This is a genomic window from Variovorax saccharolyticus (genome assembly GCF_030316765.1).
Taxonomy (GTDB): Bacteria; Pseudomonadota; Gammaproteobacteria; order Burkholderiales; family Burkholderiaceae_C; genus Variovorax; species Variovorax saccharolyticus.
Genome location: NZ_JASZYT010000001.1, coordinates 1,039,516 through 1,054,748, shown reverse-complemented (window position 1 = coordinate 1,054,748; position 15,233 = coordinate 1,039,516). Strand labels below are relative to the sequence as shown.

At 70.3% G+C, this 15,233-nt stretch carries 15 protein-coding genes; 1 reads left to right on the top strand and 14 read right to left on the bottom strand.

Annotated elements, in window-relative coordinates; genetic code table 11:
- Positions 1 to 68: 68 nt before the first annotated feature.
- The 10 genes from fabG to QTI45_RS05165 are packed head-to-tail and all read right to left on the bottom strand — an operon-like array spanning position 69 to position 9,531.
- Positions 69 to 800 (bottom strand): 3-oxoacyl-ACP reductase FabG, encoded by a 732-nt coding sequence (fabG, locus tag QTI45_RS05210; protein ID WP_286653698.1) that lies wholly within the window; start codon positions 798 to 800, stop codon positions 69 to 71.
- Positions 797 to 1,264, bottom strand: coding sequence for a hotdog family protein (locus tag QTI45_RS05205; RefSeq protein WP_286367681.1), 468 nt, complete (start codon positions 1,262 to 1,264; stop codon positions 797 to 799). The genes fabG and QTI45_RS05205 overlap by 4 nt, the downstream gene beginning before the upstream one ends.
- Positions 1,261 to 2,010, bottom strand: a complete 750-nt coding sequence (locus tag QTI45_RS05200; RefSeq protein WP_286653697.1) for a class I SAM-dependent methyltransferase — start codon at positions 2,008 to 2,010, stop codon at positions 1,261 to 1,263. Before QTI45_RS05200 ends, QTI45_RS05205 begins: the two co-directional genes overlap by 4 nt.
- A complete protein-coding gene (locus tag QTI45_RS05195) occupies positions 2,007 to 2,852 on the bottom strand; it encodes a polysaccharide deacetylase family protein (protein ID WP_286653696.1) in 846 nt (281 codons plus the stop codon). The genes QTI45_RS05200 and QTI45_RS05195 overlap by 4 nt, the downstream gene beginning before the upstream one ends.
- On the bottom strand, positions 2,852 to 5,242 hold the full coding sequence (locus QTI45_RS05190; RefSeq protein ID WP_286653695.1) for an MMPL family transporter: 2,391 nt from the start codon (positions 5,240 to 5,242) through the stop codon (positions 2,852 to 2,854). Before QTI45_RS05190 ends, QTI45_RS05195 begins: the two co-directional genes overlap by 1 nt.
- The gene (locus QTI45_RS05185) at positions 5,239 to 5,880 is read right to left on the bottom strand and encodes a LolA-related protein (protein WP_286653694.1); all 642 of its coding nucleotides are present in this window, start codon (positions 5,878 to 5,880) and stop codon (positions 5,239 to 5,241) included. The genes QTI45_RS05190 and QTI45_RS05185 overlap by 4 nt, the downstream gene beginning before the upstream one ends.
- Positions 5,852 to 6,835 carry a lysophospholipid acyltransferase family protein gene (locus QTI45_RS05180; RefSeq protein ID WP_444813250.1) on the bottom strand — a complete coding sequence of 328 codons (984 nt, stop codon included), beginning with the start codon at positions 6,833 to 6,835 and terminating at the stop codon, positions 5,852 to 5,854. The genes QTI45_RS05185 and QTI45_RS05180 overlap by 29 nt, the downstream gene beginning before the upstream one ends.
- 31 nt (positions 6,836 to 6,866) lie before the next feature.
- A complete protein-coding gene (locus tag QTI45_RS05175) occupies positions 6,867 to 8,564 on the bottom strand; it encodes an AMP-binding protein (protein WP_286653693.1) in 1,698 nt (565 codons plus the stop codon).
- A 13-nt stretch (positions 8,565 to 8,577) separates the two neighbouring features.
- Positions 8,578 to 9,216 carry a COG4648 family protein gene (locus tag QTI45_RS05170; RefSeq protein WP_286367675.1) on the bottom strand — a complete coding sequence of 213 codons (639 nt, stop codon included), beginning with the start codon at positions 9,214 to 9,216 and terminating at the stop codon, positions 8,578 to 8,580.
- 3 nt (positions 9,217 to 9,219) lie between these two features.
- A complete protein-coding gene (locus tag QTI45_RS05165) occupies positions 9,220 to 9,531 on the bottom strand; it encodes a phosphopantetheine-binding protein (RefSeq protein ID WP_286367674.1) in 312 nt (103 codons plus the stop codon).
- Between the two features lie 145 nt (positions 9,532 to 9,676).
- On the opposite strand from QTI45_RS05165, the gene QTI45_RS05160 reads away from it, so the two are divergent.
- The gene (locus QTI45_RS05160; RefSeq protein WP_286367673.1) at positions 9,677 to 11,191 is read left to right on the top strand and encodes a helicase HerA-like domain-containing protein; all 1,515 of its coding nucleotides are present in this window, start codon (positions 9,677 to 9,679) and stop codon (positions 11,189 to 11,191) included.
- 10 nt (positions 11,192 to 11,201) lie between these two features.
- Here the strand turns inward: QTI45_RS05160 and QTI45_RS05155 are convergent, their stop codons facing one another.
- The 4 genes from QTI45_RS05155 to QTI45_RS05140 are packed head-to-tail and all read right to left on the bottom strand — an operon-like array spanning position 11,202 to position 15,222.
- Positions 11,202 to 12,428 carry a Glu/Leu/Phe/Val dehydrogenase dimerization domain-containing protein gene (locus tag QTI45_RS05155; protein ID WP_286653692.1) on the bottom strand — a complete coding sequence of 409 codons (1,227 nt, stop codon included), beginning with the start codon at positions 12,426 to 12,428 and terminating at the stop codon, positions 11,202 to 11,204.
- Between the two features lie 38 nt (positions 12,429 to 12,466).
- Complete coding sequence (locus tag QTI45_RS05150) at positions 12,467 to 13,261, bottom strand: ABC transporter ATP-binding protein (RefSeq protein ID WP_286653691.1); 795 nt, start codon at positions 13,259 to 13,261, stop codon at positions 12,467 to 12,469.
- On the bottom strand, positions 13,261 to 14,202 hold the full coding sequence (locus QTI45_RS05145) for an ABC transporter permease (RefSeq protein ID WP_286653690.1): 942 nt from the start codon (positions 14,200 to 14,202) through the stop codon (positions 13,261 to 13,263). Before QTI45_RS05145 ends, QTI45_RS05150 begins: the two co-directional genes overlap by 1 nt.
- A 42-nt stretch (positions 14,203 to 14,244) precedes the next feature.
- A complete protein-coding gene (locus QTI45_RS05140) occupies positions 14,245 to 15,222 on the bottom strand; it encodes an ABC transporter substrate-binding protein (protein WP_286653689.1) in 978 nt (325 codons plus the stop codon).
- Between the last annotated feature and the right edge of the window lie 11 nt (positions 15,223 to 15,233).

The following is a 15,233-nucleotide window of genomic DNA, read 5'->3' as shown; positions in this document are numbered from 1 at the left end:
GCCGGCGTAGTGGGGTCGTTCGGCCCGTACCGCGTGCCGGGCGCCCGCCCCAGACGGCATGCCTGACCTCAGATCATCCCGCCGTTGATCGAGATCACCTGCCCCGTGATGTAGGCCGCCTCGTCGCTCGCCAGGAACCCGGCCAGCGAAGCAACCTCGTCAGGCGTGCCGGCCCGCTTCGCGGGCACCATCTGGTTGATCATCGCCGTGTCGAACACGCCATCGGCCATCGGCGAGGCGATGATCCCCGGCGCGATCGCATTCACGGTCACGCCGCGTGCGGCGACTTCGAGCGACAGCGCCTTGGTCGCGCTGTTGAGCGCGCCCTTGGCCGCCGCGTAGTTGACCTGGCCGCGATTGCCGGTCAACGAGGCCACCGAGGAGATGTTCAGGATCCGTCCCCATCGCGTGCGAAGCATCGGCAGCAGCAAGGGCTGGGTCACGCGGAAGAAGCCGTTGAGCGACACGTCGATCACCTTGTGCCATTGCTCGGGCCGCATGCCCGGCAGCACCGCGTCGTCGTGCACGCCGGCGTTGTTGACGATGACTTGCACCGGCCCGCCCTCGAGCAGGCGTTGGCAGGCCGCCTGTGCGGCCTCGTCGCTGCGCAGGTCGAAGACCACGCACTCGGCCTTGCCGCCGGCGGCGGCGATGGTCGCGGCCAGTTGCTCGACCGACTCGGGCCGTGAATTGGCGTGCAGCAGCACGGTGGCGCCGTCGCGCGCCAGGCGCTGCGCGATCGCCGCGCCGAGGGCGCCGCTGGCACCGGTGATGAGAGCGCGTTTTCCGATGAGACTCATGCGTTCGTTTCCATGGCAAGCGGGGTGTTCAGGACGACCACCGCACGGCCCTCGGCCAGCGGCCGGCCGGCGGCATCCTTGACTTCGAATTGATAGAGGATCTGGCTCACGTCGCCCGTGAGCCGCTGCGCGTGCACCTGCAGGTCGCCCTCGATGTCGTCGATGCGCGCGACGCTCAAGCGCACGTTGCGGGCACTGGCCAGGAAGCCGGCCGAGGGCTCGCTGCCCTCCGCCGCCAGCAGGCCGCCGTGCAGGGCCATCGCCTGGGCCGCGTACTCGATCAGGTTCGGCGACAGCAGGCCCGAGGCGGTGCGCAGCGGGTTGTCGGCCTGTGCGTGCGTGGCGGTGGTGCAGTGGATCGCCTGCTCGTCCCAGGCGGCGAGCCGGTCGAGCAGGCACATGCTGCCGCTGTGCGGAATGCGGCGGGCGATGCCGGCGCGATCGAGGGTCTGGGGTGCGGTCATGCGGCTTCCTTGATATCGGCCACCAGCAGCACGTTGGCGAATGGCGTTCCCGCGCTCATCGGGATGCTGTGGACCGTGAATCCCAAGCGCTCCAGCAGTCCCGTCCAGTCGTCGAGCGGACGGCCCCAGGTCGGCGATACGCGGTGGCCGCGAATCCGGGTCACGGTGCGATCGACCCACTGGCTGATCGCGAAGCCGCGGCGGCTGGCGGCATCGCCGACGCGCAGCAGCAGGCGCCCGCCCGGCTGCAGGGCTTCGCGCACGCGGCGCAGCACGCCCTCCTGGGCCTCGAGGTCGACGTAGTGCAGCACGTCGAGGATCACCACCAGGTCGCTGGGCGGCAGCTCGGCCTTGCACATGTCGGCGCAGACGAATTCCGGTGCCGGCCGCAGGTGGCCGATCGAGGCCTGGGCGCGCGCCACGTCCTTGGGCATCAGCTCGATGCCGGTGTAGCGGACCGACGCCGGTGCCGCGCCCCAGGCTGCCGGCCAGGCGCCGGGCCGCGACTGCATCGTGTCCAGGGTCGCCAGCAGGCTCGCGAACAGCCCCTGCCCGCAGCCGATGTCGACCACGCGACGCCGCTGGGCGCCGATCAGGCCGCGCTCGATGAGCCCGCGGAAGACCGGGTCGCGCCCCAGCTTGCCGCGCGCGAAGTGCCAGGCGAACTTGCCGGCCTTGCGGTAGGGCGCGGTCGCCTGCTCGTGGATCTGGCGCCAAGCGGCGTCGGTGGATGCGGGGTGGGTCATGCGGCCAGGGCCTCGGGCAGGGTCACGGCACGCAGGCCGTCGGTTCGAATGCGTTCCAGCAGCGGCGGCAGCACCTCCAGCACCACGGCACGGCCGTCATGGGTGCGCGCGGCGTTGCCGTCGTGCAGCAGCAGGATGTCGCCCGGCTCGAGATCCTGAGCCAGGCGCGCGAGCACGGCCGCGGCATCGCGCTCGCGGGTGTCGAAGCCGCGCCGCGTCCAGCTCACCAGCGACAGGCCCAGCCGGTGCAGCACCGGGGCCAGGAAGGGGTTGCGCAACCCGGCCGGCGCCCGGAAGCAACTCGGCCGCTCGCCGGTGACTTCGAACAGCAGTTGCTGGGCCTGCGAGATCTCGGCCTCGAAACCCCGCGGCCCCAGCAACGAGAAGTTGTGGCGATGCCGCGCCGTATGGTTCTGGATGCTGTGGCCGCGGGCCACGATCTCGCGCGCCAGCGCCGGGTGCGCAGCCACGCGCTCGGCGATGCAGAAGAAGGTGGCGCGCTGCCCGTGGGCATCGAGCAGGTCGAGCACCTGCGGCGTGACCTCGGGATCGGGACCGTCGTCGATCGTGATCGCGACCTCGCGCCGCGCCCGCGCCGCCGCGGGCAGCCGCGTCAGGTTCTGGCCCAGCAGGCTGCTGCGCGGCGTCAGGCCGGCGGCGGTGATCAGCGCGTGGTTCAGCACCACGGCGGCGATGGCCCAGGGCACCGCGCCGGGCACGGTGATCGCGCTGCCGAGGGCCACCAGGTGCCAGCCGACGCTGGCGCGCACCATCGGCGGCCACTGCCAGGAATCGGAGCGAAGAGCGGGAACCACGGAAGTCATGGAGCGGGATTTTCCCATCAGTGGCGGACCACCCCGACCGGCGGGGCCGCGCGGGCGAACGCAGCCGACAGCAGCAGCGCCAGCAGCGCACCGGGCGCCACCACGCGGCCGATCGAGGACAGGGCCGGGATATCGGAAATCGCGATCAGCGTGAAGGACACCACGGTCGTCAGATTGGCCAGCATCAGCGAGGCCAGCGTGTCCTCGTCGGCGCGCCCGGTCTCGCGCAGCTGGTCGAAGAACAGCGCGTAGTTCGAGCCGACCGCCACGATCAGCAGCAATCCCACCAGGTGCAGGATGCCGAGCGGCACCTGCAGCGCCGCCATGCCGCCGAGCGTGAGCACCACCGCGACCACCAGCGGCTGGCAGACCGCGAGCAGGCGGCGCCCCGATCGCAGCCAGGCGGCCAGCAGCAGCACCACCGCGAGCGCGCCCAACATGACCTGCATGAAGGCCTCGCGCAGGTAGCGCTTGTAGAGACCCGAAAGCTCGTCGCCGACGTTGACCACCTGCACTTCGGGCAGGCCATCGAGCGCCGAGGCCAGTCGCGCGGAGTCGAAGCGCGCGCCGGGATGCAGCGCGACCAGCGTCGACCAGCCGCCGCCGGCACGCTCGAACATCAGCGCCCCGACCAGCGCGTCCAGCGGAGTTCCCTGCAGGTCGGCGCGGCGGATCATCGGCTGCGTCCTGGCCGCCTGCACCTCGGCGATGAAAGGCTCCAGCCGCGCGGCCGGCAGCGGCAGGCCCTGCGTCGCGGCGGCCAGCCGGCTGCGCAGCGTCGCGGCGTCCGGCAGGCTCGCGATGCGTGCCGCCTGCGTCGCCTCGCTCGGCAGCACGCGGGTGACGGTCTCGAAGCCGGCCAGTTCGCCGCTGTCGACCAGCGCCTCGAGCCGCTGGCCGGCGGCCTCGGTGCTGCGCAGGGTGGCTTGCACATCGGCGCCGCGGATCACGATCAAGGTGCCGCCGTCGCTGGCGCCGATGTCTTCGCGCAGCTCGGCGTCGAGCGCCTGCATCGCCTTGGGCACCGGGCTCATGGCGCCGAGATCGGCGCGCCACAGGTAGCCGCCCTGCCACAGCACCAGCGCCAGCGCCGCCACGCCGAGGGCCGACAGCACCCAGCGCAGGCGTGGCAGCCCGCGCACCAGGAAGCCCGCCAGCAGCGCCATCTGGCGCCGCATGCCCATGCCGGTGGCGCCATCGGGCGCCAGCACCGGCAGCACATGGCGGGCGACCAGCGCCGCCGCGACCAGTCCCGCGATCGAGAACACGCCGAGCTGCGCGAGCCCCGGGAAACCCGAGAACACCAGGGCCGCGAAACCGCAGACCGAGGTCAGCAGGCCGAGGCGCACCGTCGGCCAATGGATGTCGCGCCAGCGCTGCCAGCCGGTGCCGGCCATGGCGGCGCCGCGGGCCTGGATCAGGTAGTAGATTGCGTAGTCGACGGTCTCGCCGATCAGCGTGCTGCCGAAGCCCATCGTGAGGCCGTGCACCTCACCGAAGACCAGGCTCACCGCCGCCGTGCCGCCGACCACGCCGGTGGCGACCGGCAGCAGCGCGATCACCAGCGCCCGCGGCGACGCGAAGGCCAGCAGCAGCAAGGCCCCCATGACGATGCCGCCCACCACCGCCAGGTGCACCGCCTCGGTCTTGATCTGATCGCGGCTCTGGACCGAGAACACCGGCGCGCCGGTCATCTGGAGCTTCGGGCCGGCTTGCGCCATGTCGCGCGTGGCGGCATCGAAGGCCTCTTGCACCGACGCGATCGCCCGCGCGATGGCATCGAGGTCGCTGCCCGCGGCATGGGTGGTGGCGAGGATCAGCGCCCGCGGCGCGCTGCGCGAGGCCCAGACGCCCTCCTCGCTGCGCGGCGAGCTCGCGGGAATCAGTCCTTCTGCGATGCGCTGGGTCTCACCGGTCGGGTCGCGCTCCAGCAGCGGCTTGAGCGCGTTGCCGGCCGGGGTGCCGAGCATCGACAGGCTGTCGACGATCGCGTCGCGCAGGCCGTCGGCGGTGAAACGCTCGGGCGTCGAGCCCGGCGACAGCAGGTAGCGGTGGTCGAAGACCCAGCTGCCGGTGTCCTTCCAGTCGCTGGCATCGCCGTTCTGCACCAGGTCGAAGAGCCGGCTCTGGCGCATCGCGCCGGCCACCGCGCGCGACACCGAAGCGCGCTGCGCCGCATCCTTGCCGCCCTCGATGCCGATGAAGATCGTGCGCGAAGCGATGCCGCTCTGCAGCTGCTCGATCAGCACCTGCTGGCGCGCGTCCGGGCTGGCCGGCAGGAAGGCCGACAGGTCGGCGCTGAAATGGGTGCGGGCGATCAGCAGGATGCCGGCGGCCAGCGCCAGCAACCAGAGGCCCAGGGTCAGCGCAACGCGGCGGCGACCGGGAGCGGCGGCAGCTCGCGTCACGGCGCGGAACGCGCGGGCGTCGCCGCGGACGCTGCGCCGGTGCCGCGTTCGGGCGTGATGGTCATGACCGAGCGGTCGCCGCCGATGAACTCCATGTCGATCCCGAGCACCTCGCCGCCGCGGCCGCTGAGGCGCATCGAGCGCACCTGCGCAGCCAGCCGCGGGTCGATGGGCTGGAGGTCCAGGCTCCAGCCGCCGGCGCTGCCCGACAGCGTGCTGCGGAAGTGGCGCTGCAGGCCCTGGGCATTGCCGCTCAGGGTGCCGCGCATGGCCTCGACCATGCCGAGCAGCTCGGGCATGCTGTCCAGGGCCAGCGTGCGGGTGCGGCCGCTGCGCGACAGGGTCAGCGTGTTGCCCTCGACGCTCATGGTCTCGGGCCGCGGCGACAGCGTGCGGCGCGTCAGGCGGTCGGGGGCGGTGAAGCTCAGCACGCCGCTGGCGTCCAGCGGCCCCTCGAGGCCGCGCACGAAACGCTGCTCGGTGAAGCGTGCCTCACCGCTCTTTTGCTGCGCCAGCAGGCCCATCAGTTCGGCCAGGTCGAAGGCCCAGGCGGAGGAGGTGGAAAACACGCCCATCACCAGGGCCGCCATCAGCGCCCTGCCCCAGCGTTCAATGCGGATCTTCGAGCCAGAAATCATGAAAGTTGAACCAGTTGTACGGGTAGGCGCGGCACAGCGCCTCGAGCCGCGCCACATAGGCTTCGAGCGCGGCACGGATGCGCCGTTCCCGCTCGACGGGGTCGCCGATGCGCTCGCTGAAATCGGCCAGCGGCTCGAACAGCACATCGTAGCGGTCGCCACCCACGTACAAACCCGCCATGAAGAAGACCTTCCGGCGCAGCAAGGCGGCCAGCCGGAACGGCCCGTCGTTGAAAAGCGCCGGCTGGCCGAGGAAGGGGACCTCGATGCTGCTGCCGCGCTGCTGGCCCGCTTCCTCGGGTCCGGCCAGCGTGCGGTCGGCCAGCAGCCCGGCCAGGCCGCCGCCGTCGAGCCAGTCGCGCAGCGCCAGCATCGAATGCGGCCGGCCCAGCGCGATGACGTGCGGCCGCAGTTCGGGCAGGCTGATCGCGTTGAGCACCGCGTTGATCTGCCGGGCGTTGTCCGGATACATGAGCATCGCGGGCCGCAGGTCGGCCGGCGCGGCGGCGCGATGCTTGCAGGCCCCCAGCGCCTCGAAGCTGCCCACATGCGCGCCGAGCATGAAGGCCCCGCGGCCGGCCTTCACCTCGACCTCGACCGGAATGTTGCCGTAGACGCGGATGTCGAACAGATCCATGCGTCCGCGCAGGAAGTACAGGCGGTCGAGCACGGTCGATGCGAAGGCGTGCAGCAGACGGTAGCCGTCGGCCCAGCCGGCATGGGGGCCGATGGCGCGAAACAGGTAGCGCTTGATGTGGCGCCGCTGGGTCGGCGAAAACAGCAGGAAATAGACCGAGATCGGATGCAGGATCAGTCGCGTCAGCGGCCGCCCGAACAGGATCGCGATGGCGCAGATGACGCGCAGCGCCAGCATGTTGCTGCGCTCGGGCGCGCGCGACCAGTCGGCCTGGCGCGGCTTCGAATCGCCCGGCTCGGGCGGCCGGGCGTCGCTCACCAGGCCCCCTCCGGAGCGGCCGAGCGCGGGCTCATGAGCCCGCGCCAGGCACCCAGCGTCCACTGACCGCCACCACGTCGCCGCAGCGGACCTCGAACTTCAGGCCGCGCGACGCACCGCTTTCGGGCAGCAGGTCGATGAGCAGGCTGCTGCCCGGACGCACCGGCGCCAGGAACTTGGCAGCGGTCAGGGTCGGCTGGTCGCCGATGCGCGCCGACAAGGCCGGCACGCCGCGCACCGCCTCCAGCACTTCGGACAGCAGCAGCGCGCCAGGCAGCAGCGGCTGGCCGGGGAAGTGGCCGGCAAAGGCCGGGTGGTCGATCGGCACTTCGCGCGTGACCTGCACCGGCGTGCCATCGGAGGCCAGTTGCGCCAGCGCGAACTCGCGCAGCGAGCGCGCCGTCAGCTTGCCGGTGCCCTCGCGCGGGAAGGCGCCGACATGGACCACGCGGCGCGGCACGAACACCGCCTCGACCCGCTCGCGCAGCGCCGCGATGATCGCGTGGGCATCGAGCGTGGGCGCGACCACGAAAGCCACCGGCCGCACCACGCCGTCTGCGACGTCGTCGGGCAGCCAGAAGGCGCCGTCCTCGACGCCCGGGATGCTGTTGAGGTGGTGATTGAGGTAGCCCAGCGAGCTGCGCCGCCCGGCCACGTGGATCAGGTCGTTGGCGCGCCCGAGCAGGCGGAAGCGGCGGTCGTCGACGAGTTCCAGGATGTCGGCCATCGGCGTCGGCTCCGGGATGAAATCGCCCGAGAAGACGAAGCGCTCGGCGCCGCCCGCGTCATGCTCGGCATGCACCCGGATCTCGCCGAAGGTCTCCCAGACCTCGCCCTGCGTCGGCCGGCGGGTGGCGACCTGGCCCGACTCGGTGCTGCCGTAGATCTCGATCAGCGCACCGCCCATGGCCTGCTCGGCCTGGGCCGCCAGCTGCGGCGACAGCGGCGCGGTGGCCGACAGGATCAGGTCCACGGGCGGCAGCGCGATGCCCGACAGCAGCAGCGTCTTCAGGTGGAAGGGCGTGGTCACGAGCGCCCGCGGCTGCGGCACCGAGGCCAGCGCCTGCGCCACGTCGGCCGGAAAGAAGGGCCGCCCGCTGTCGAAGGCCGCGCCGCCCAGCAGCGCCAGCAGCACCGAGGACTCGATCCCGTAGCTGTGCTGCACCGGCACGGTGGCGACCAGGGTCAGGCCGGCCAGCGTGGGACGGCCGAGCCAGGCGGCTAGCCGATCGACCGCGGCCCGGACGTCGCCGACCAGGGTGCCCCAGGTCTTGGCGTGCGGCTGCGGCGCCCCGGTGGAGCCCGAGGTCAGCAAACTCACCGCATGCATGCCGGCGGCGATGGACGGCAGCGGCGGCTCGGGCTCGCCGGCCAGCGGCGGACGCCTCTCGAACAGCACCTGCGGCAGGCCGGGCGTCTCTATCTGCGGATCGTCGATCACCGCGTAGGCCGGGTCGCCCGCCTCGTGCAGGCGCGCCAGCGTGTCTGCGCGTGCGTCGGGCGGCAGCAGGCTGGCTTCGCCCCGCACCAGTGCAGCCGCCAGCCCGACCGCGAAGGCGTAGCGGTCGCTGCACAGGTTGACGACCGGCCCGCCGGGGAGCAGTTCGGGGGCGAAGCGCGCCACGTCGGCGAGGAACTCGCGCGCGCTGACCGGGGTGCCGGCGCGCCATGCGAGAGGCTGGTCGAGATCGCGGTCCGCCAGCAGCGGCAGGAAGGTTTCAGGGCTCAAGGGGTTCGCCGAGTCAGTGCCGCGCGGTGTGATCCGCCGGCGCACCATAGAAGGCGCGCACCGCATCGATCAGGCGGGTGCGCTCGAATTCGGGATGCAGCCGGTAGCGCACCAGGTACTCGCCGACGAACAGGCCGGCCACCATGAGCGGGGTCAGCAGGTTCGCCAGCACGGACCAGGCGGCGAACGAGAAGCTGGCATAGACCGCGATCGACGCCACCACCATCGAGGCGAAGTAGAGCGTCCAGACCCAGGTGACCTGGGCGGTGTAGTGGCGCATCGCCGGCGACAGCGGGTGCACGCGCTGGGCGAACTGGCCGATCAGCGACAAGCGGTCACCGCGCAGCGTGCTGCCGAACCAGCCGCACAGCAAGGCGTTGATGCCGGCATGCTGCAGCACGTAGAGGCGGTTGGGGTCACCGGCCTCGCCGTGCAGCACCAGCGCGAACAGCGCCACGCCACCGACGCCGGCAAGCGCCAGCCCCCAGCTGCCGAAGCGGCTGCCCGCGAGACCGAGTGCGGTGAGCCACAGCGGCCCGAGCAGGACCACCACCGCCCAGGGCTCGGCCGCGTGAAACAGCATCATCCAGTGCGAGACGCAGGCATAGCCCACCCCCGCGAGCAGCAGGAGCGCCAGGCGCCAACGGGACATGGTTCAGGAAGTACCGCGGTGCGCAGCGACGTGCGCCGCCAGACTGCGCAGCGACGAGAAGATCTGCTGGTTGCGTTCGTCGTCGGAGCGCAGCTGGAAGCCGTACTTGCGCGACACTTCCAGCGCGACTTCGAGGATGTCGATCGAATCGAGCCCCAGGCCTTCGCCGTACAGCGGTGCCGTCGGCACGATGTCGGCCGGCGCGACTTCGAGGTTCAGCGACTCCACCAGCAGGACGGCCAGTTCATTCTCGAGGGGGGACTGTTCGGAGGCGTCGCCAGCGGCGGGAACGGGGGATTGGGCAGTCGATGACAAAGGAGAACTCCGGGTGCTTGTGTGAACTGTCGCAAAGGGGACGCGAAGAGATCCCCGGCAGGGCCGGAAGAAGCTTCGCATGGGGTCGCGATTATAGGAGGCCGGCTTCGCTAGACTGGGCACCTACGAACGACCGGAAAACCCCATGGCCGACCCTCTGCTCATCGCCCGCCACGCAAGCACCGACTGCAGCCTGCTCCCGGGTCTTGCCAACCGACACGGCCTGATCACCGGCGCCACCGGCACCGGGAAGACCGTCACGCTCCAGACCATCGCCGAAAAGCTCTCTTCGATCGGGGTGCCGGTGTTCATGGCCGACGTCAAGGGCGACCTCACCGGGGCCAGTCAGGCGGGCAGCATCGGCGCGAAGATGGCGGGCATCCTGAAGGAGCGCGGCCTCGACCTGCCGACGCCCCTGGCCTGCCCGGTCACGCTGTGGGACGTCTTCGGCGAACAGGGCCATCCGGTGCGGGCCACGGTGTCCGACATGGGGCCGCTGCTGCTGGGCCGGATGCTCAACCTGAACGAAACGCAGTCGGGCGTGCTGAACCTGGTGTTCAAGATCGCCGACGACAACGGCCTGCTGCTGCTCGACCTGAAAGACCTGCGGGCCATGCTGCAGCACGTCGGCGAGAACGCCAGCCAGTTCACGACCGAATACGGAAACATCAGCGCCGCCAGCGTTGGCGCTATCCAGCGCGGCCTGCTGGCGATCGAGACCCAGGGCGGCGACAAGTTCTTCGGCGAGCCGATGCTCAACATCGCCGATTTCATGCAGTCGGTGGACGGCAAGGGGGTGATCAACATCCTGGCGGCCGACAAGCTCATGAACTCGCCGCGCCTCTACGCCACCTTCCTGCTGTGGATGCTGTCGGAGCTGTTCGAGCAATTGCCCGAGATCGGTGATCCCGAGCAGCCCAAGCTGGTGTTCTTCTTCGACGAGGCCCACCTGCTGTTCAACGAGGCGCCCAAGGCGCTGGTCGAGCGCATCGAACTCGTGGTGCGGCTGGTGCGCTCCAAGGGCGTGGGCGTCTTCTTCGTCACGCAGAATCCGCTGGACATCCCGGATTCGGTGCTGGCCCAGCTCGGCAACCGCGTTCAGCATGCGCTGCGGGCCTTCACGCCGCGCGACCAGAAGGCGGTCAAGGCGACCGCCACCACGATGCGCCAGAAGCCCGGGCTCGACATCGAGGCGGCGATCACCGAACTCGCGGTCGGCGAAGCACTGGTGAGCTTCCTCGACGACAAGGGCCGTCCGAGCGTCACCGAGCGGGTGTTCGTGCTGCCGCCCGGCAGCCAGATCGGACCGATCACGCCGGCCCAGCGACAGGCGCTGATCGCCAACTCGCTGGTGGCCGGTGTCTACGAGAAGGCGGTCGACCGCGAGTCGGCCTACGAAAAGCTCAAGGGCCGCGCCGCGACCGCGCCCGACGCGCCGGCCACCGCGGGCAAGCCCGGCGCTGCCGCGCCCCAGGAATCCGGCGGCGTGATGGGCAGCCTCAACGAGATCCTGTTCGGCTCCACGGGCCCGCGCGGCGGCAAGCGCGACGGCCTCGCGCAGACCATGGCGAAGTCGGCCGTGCGGACCATGGGCACGACGGTCGGCCGCGAGATCCTGCGCGGCGTGCTCGGCGGCATCTTCGGCTCGAAGAAGCGCTGACCGGCGCGGCCTAGACCAGCTGCGCCAGTGCGTTCTCGAACGCGGTGCGGGCGATGCCGGTGCGCTGGCTCGAACGCGCATGGCAGCGCTCCAGCGCCGAAGCCACCGTCGCCGACACGTCGCCGAAGATCGCCGCATCGGACAGCTCCGAACCGTCCTGCATCAAAAAAGCGAACGCGCGGGCCATGCCGCAGTTGGCGATGAAGTCGGGGATCACCGCGACCTTCGAGTCGGCCTGCTCGTAGATCGGGCCGTAGAAGATCTCGCTGTCGGCAAAGGGCACGTTGGCGCCGCTGGACACCACCTCGAGCCCGCCCTTGACCAGCGCCTCGACCTGCGCGCGCGTCACCAGCCGCGAGCCCGCGCACGGCAGGAAGACCTCGGCGCCCGCGCTCCAGACCAGGCTGTTGATCTCGTCGAAGCGCAGCATGTACTTGGCCGAGAGCTGGTTGCCCTTCTTCTCGAGAAAGAGTTGGCGGACCTGCTCGAAGCTGAAGCCCTCCGGATTCAGCAGCCCGCCGTCGCGGTCGATGATCCCGACCACCTTCGCGCCCGCCTGGGCGAGGTAGTACGCGGCGGCGGAGCCGACGTTGCCCCAGCCCTGAACGATGACCCGCTTGCCGGCCACATCACCGCCGTACAAGCGGTAGTAGTGCAGCACCGACTCGGCCACTCCCCAGCCGGTGATGAGATCGGCCACGACGTACTTGCGAGACACGTCCGGCGAGTACTGGGGGCCTTCGACCACCTTGGCCACGCCCATGCGCAACTGGCCGACCTTCTGGATGCGCTCGCTGTCGCTCGGCGCGAAGTGGCCGTTGACCACGCCTTCCTGCGGATGCCAGAGGCCATAGCTCTCGGTGATCGGGATCACCTCGTGCACCTCGTCGACGTTGAGGTCGCCGCCGGTGCCGTAGTAGGTCTTGAGCAGCGGCGTCACGGCCTTGTACCAGCGCCGCAGCACCTCGTTCTTGCGCGGATCGGCCGGGTCGAAGTCGATGCCCGACTTGGCGCCGCCGATGGCCGGGCCCGACACGCTGAACTTGACCTCCATGGTCTTGGCCAGCGATTCGACCTCGCGCCGGTCGAGTCCCGCGCGCATGCGCGTTCCGCCGCCTGCGGCACCGCCGCGCAGCGAATTGATTACGACCCAGCCCTTGGCGGGCGTTTCGGCGTCGTGCCACTCGAAGACGATCTCGGGCGCCTTGTTCTCGAAGCGGGTCAGCAGTTCTTTCATTTCTGTCTTTCAGGAAGCAATTGAGGGAGTCGGGTGGGTCAGGCCAGCAGGAGCTTGTCGTCGTCCAGCTTTTCGCCGCGGGTCTTCTCGAACATGTGCAGCAGATCGGGCACGTCCATGCCGGTGCGTTCCTCGCCCTTGACGTCCAGGATCACGCGGCCCTCGTGCAGCATCACGGTGCGGCTGCCGTAGTCCAGCGCCTGCCGCATGCTGTGCGTGACCATCATGGCCGTGAGCTTGCCGGCCTCGACGATGCGCGCGGTGAGCTCCAGCACGAAGGCGGCGGTCTTGGGGTCGAGCGCTGCCGTGTGCTCGTCGAGCAGCAGGATGCGCGACGGCTGCAGCGAGGCCATCAGCAGGCTCACCGCCTGCCGTTGTCCGCCCGACAGCAGCCCCATGCGGTCGGCCAGCCGGTTCTCGAGGCCGAGCTCGAGGATGCTGAGCTTTTCGCGGAAGAACTCGCGCAGGCTGCGCGTGAGCGAGAAGCCGAAGCTGCGGCGCGCGCCGCGTTTCCAGGCCAGCGCCATGTTCTCCTCGATCGTCAGCGCCTCGCAGGTGCCGGCCATCGGGTCCTGGAACACGCGCGCCACCAGGTCCGAGCGCTGCCATGCGGCGCGGCGCGTCACGTCTTCGCCGTCGATGTGGATCGTGCCGTGATCAACCATCAGGTCGCCGCTGACCGCATTCAGGAAGGTCGACTTGCCCGCGCCGTTGGAGCCGATGACCGTGACGAACTGTCCGGTCGGGATCTTCAGGTCCAGCCCGCGCAGCACGCGGTTCTCGATGGGCGTGCCCGGGTTGAAGGTGATTTCAAGGCCTTTGGCGTGCAGCATTACCGTGCCTCCCTGGCAGCGATGGTCGAAGGAGAAGAAGAAGCCTGGCGCGCGGCCGGCCGCCGTGCCGGCAGCTTGCGCTTCCAGGCCGGGACGAGCAGCGCGAAGGCGACGAGCATGGCGGTCACCAGGTTCAGGTCCTGGGCCTTCAGGCCGATGAAGTCGCTGTTGAGCGCCAGCGCGATGAAGAAGCGGTAGAGCACCGCGCCGAGCACGCAGGCCAGCGTGGTCACGACCAGGCTGCGCGCCGGCAGGATGGTCTCGCCGATGATCACGGCTGCGAGCCCGACCACGATGGTTCCGATGCCCATCGAGATGTCGGCCCCGCCCTGGCTCTGGACGAACAGCGCTCCGGCCAGCGCGACCAGCGCGTTCGACAGCGCCAGGCCACAGAGGGTCTGGCGATCGGTCGAGATGCCCTGCGCACGCGCCATGCGCGGATTGCCGCCGGTGGCGCGCATGGCCAGACCGGCTTCGGAGGCGAAGAACAGGTCCAGCAGCAGCTTGACCGCGGCCACGATGGCCAGCAGCACCAGCGGCTTGAGCAGGTAGTCGGGCAGGCCGCCGAAGCTGAGCATGCTGAACACCGTGGGCTCGTCGATCAGCGCGATGTTGGGCTTGCCCATGACGCGAAGGTTGATCGAGTAGAGCGCGATCATCACCAGGATGCTGGCGAGCAGCTGCATGATGCGCAGCCGCACGTTGAGCCATGCGGTGAGCCAGCCCGACAGCGCGCCGGCGGCGATCGCCGCGCCGGTCGCGGCGAACGGATTCCAGCCCGCCACGATCAGCGCCGCCGCCACGGCGCCGCCGAGCGGAAAGCTGCCGTCGACCGTCAGGTCCGGAAAGTTGATGATGCGAAACGACAGGTAGACGCCAAGCGCGACCAATCCGAAGATCAGGCCGATCTCGATCGCACCCAGTGAAGCGATGAGGGACATTTCAGTTCTTTTCCAAACAGGGGAAGCGGCCGCGGCCCGGCCTTACTTGACCACCACCTGGGCCGACTTGAGCAGCTCGTCCGGGAGCGTCACGCCCTGCTTGTGCGCCGCGGCCGGATTGACGTGCAGCTCGAAATTGCTGCTGGTCTGCGAGGCGATCGTGCCCGGCGCCTGGCCTTGCAGGATGCGCACCACGATCTTGCCGGTCTGCTGGCCGATGTCGTAGTAGTTGAGGCCCAGTGCCGCGACCGCGCCGCGCTTGACCGCATCGGTGTCGGCGGCCACCACGGGGATCTTGGCCTGCTGGGCCACCTTCACGATGCCCTCGAAGGCCGACATCACGTTGTTGTCGGTCGGCGCGTAGATCACGTCGACCTTGCCGACCAGGCTCTGCGCGGCGCTCGCCACGTCGACGGTGCGCGCGGCCGCGCCTTCCACCAGCGTGAGGCCGGCGGCGGGCATCGCCTTCTTCAGGGCCTCGATGATCGCGACCGAGTTGGCCTCGCCCGGGCTGTAGATCACGCCCACCCGCTTCGCGCCGGGCACGACGCGCTTGATCAGCGCCAGGTGCTTGTCCAGCGGCGAAAGGTCGGACACGCCGGTCACGTTGGTGCCCGAGGCCTCCCAGCTCTTCACCAGCTTGGCCGCGACCGGATCGGTCACGGCGCTGTAGACCACGGGAATGTCCTTGCTCGCTGCCACCACGGCCTGCGCCGACGGCGTGGCGATGGCGACGATCACGTCCGGGCGCTCGCCGACGTACTTGCGGGCGATCTGCGCGGCGGTGCCGTTGTTGCCCTGGGCGCTCTGGTACTCGTACTTCAGGTTCTTGCCGGCTTCGAAGCCGGCGGACTTCAACTCGTCCTTGACGCCGTCGCGCACCGCGTCGAGGGCCTTGTGTTCGACGATCGAGGTCACGGCCACCGAGACCGTCTTGTCGGCGGCGTGGCTGGAAGCGGCTGCGCCAGCGAGCGCGAAAGCGAGAAGGCCGAGGGCGGAGCGCACGAAAGAATGTTTCACGTTGAAGTCCT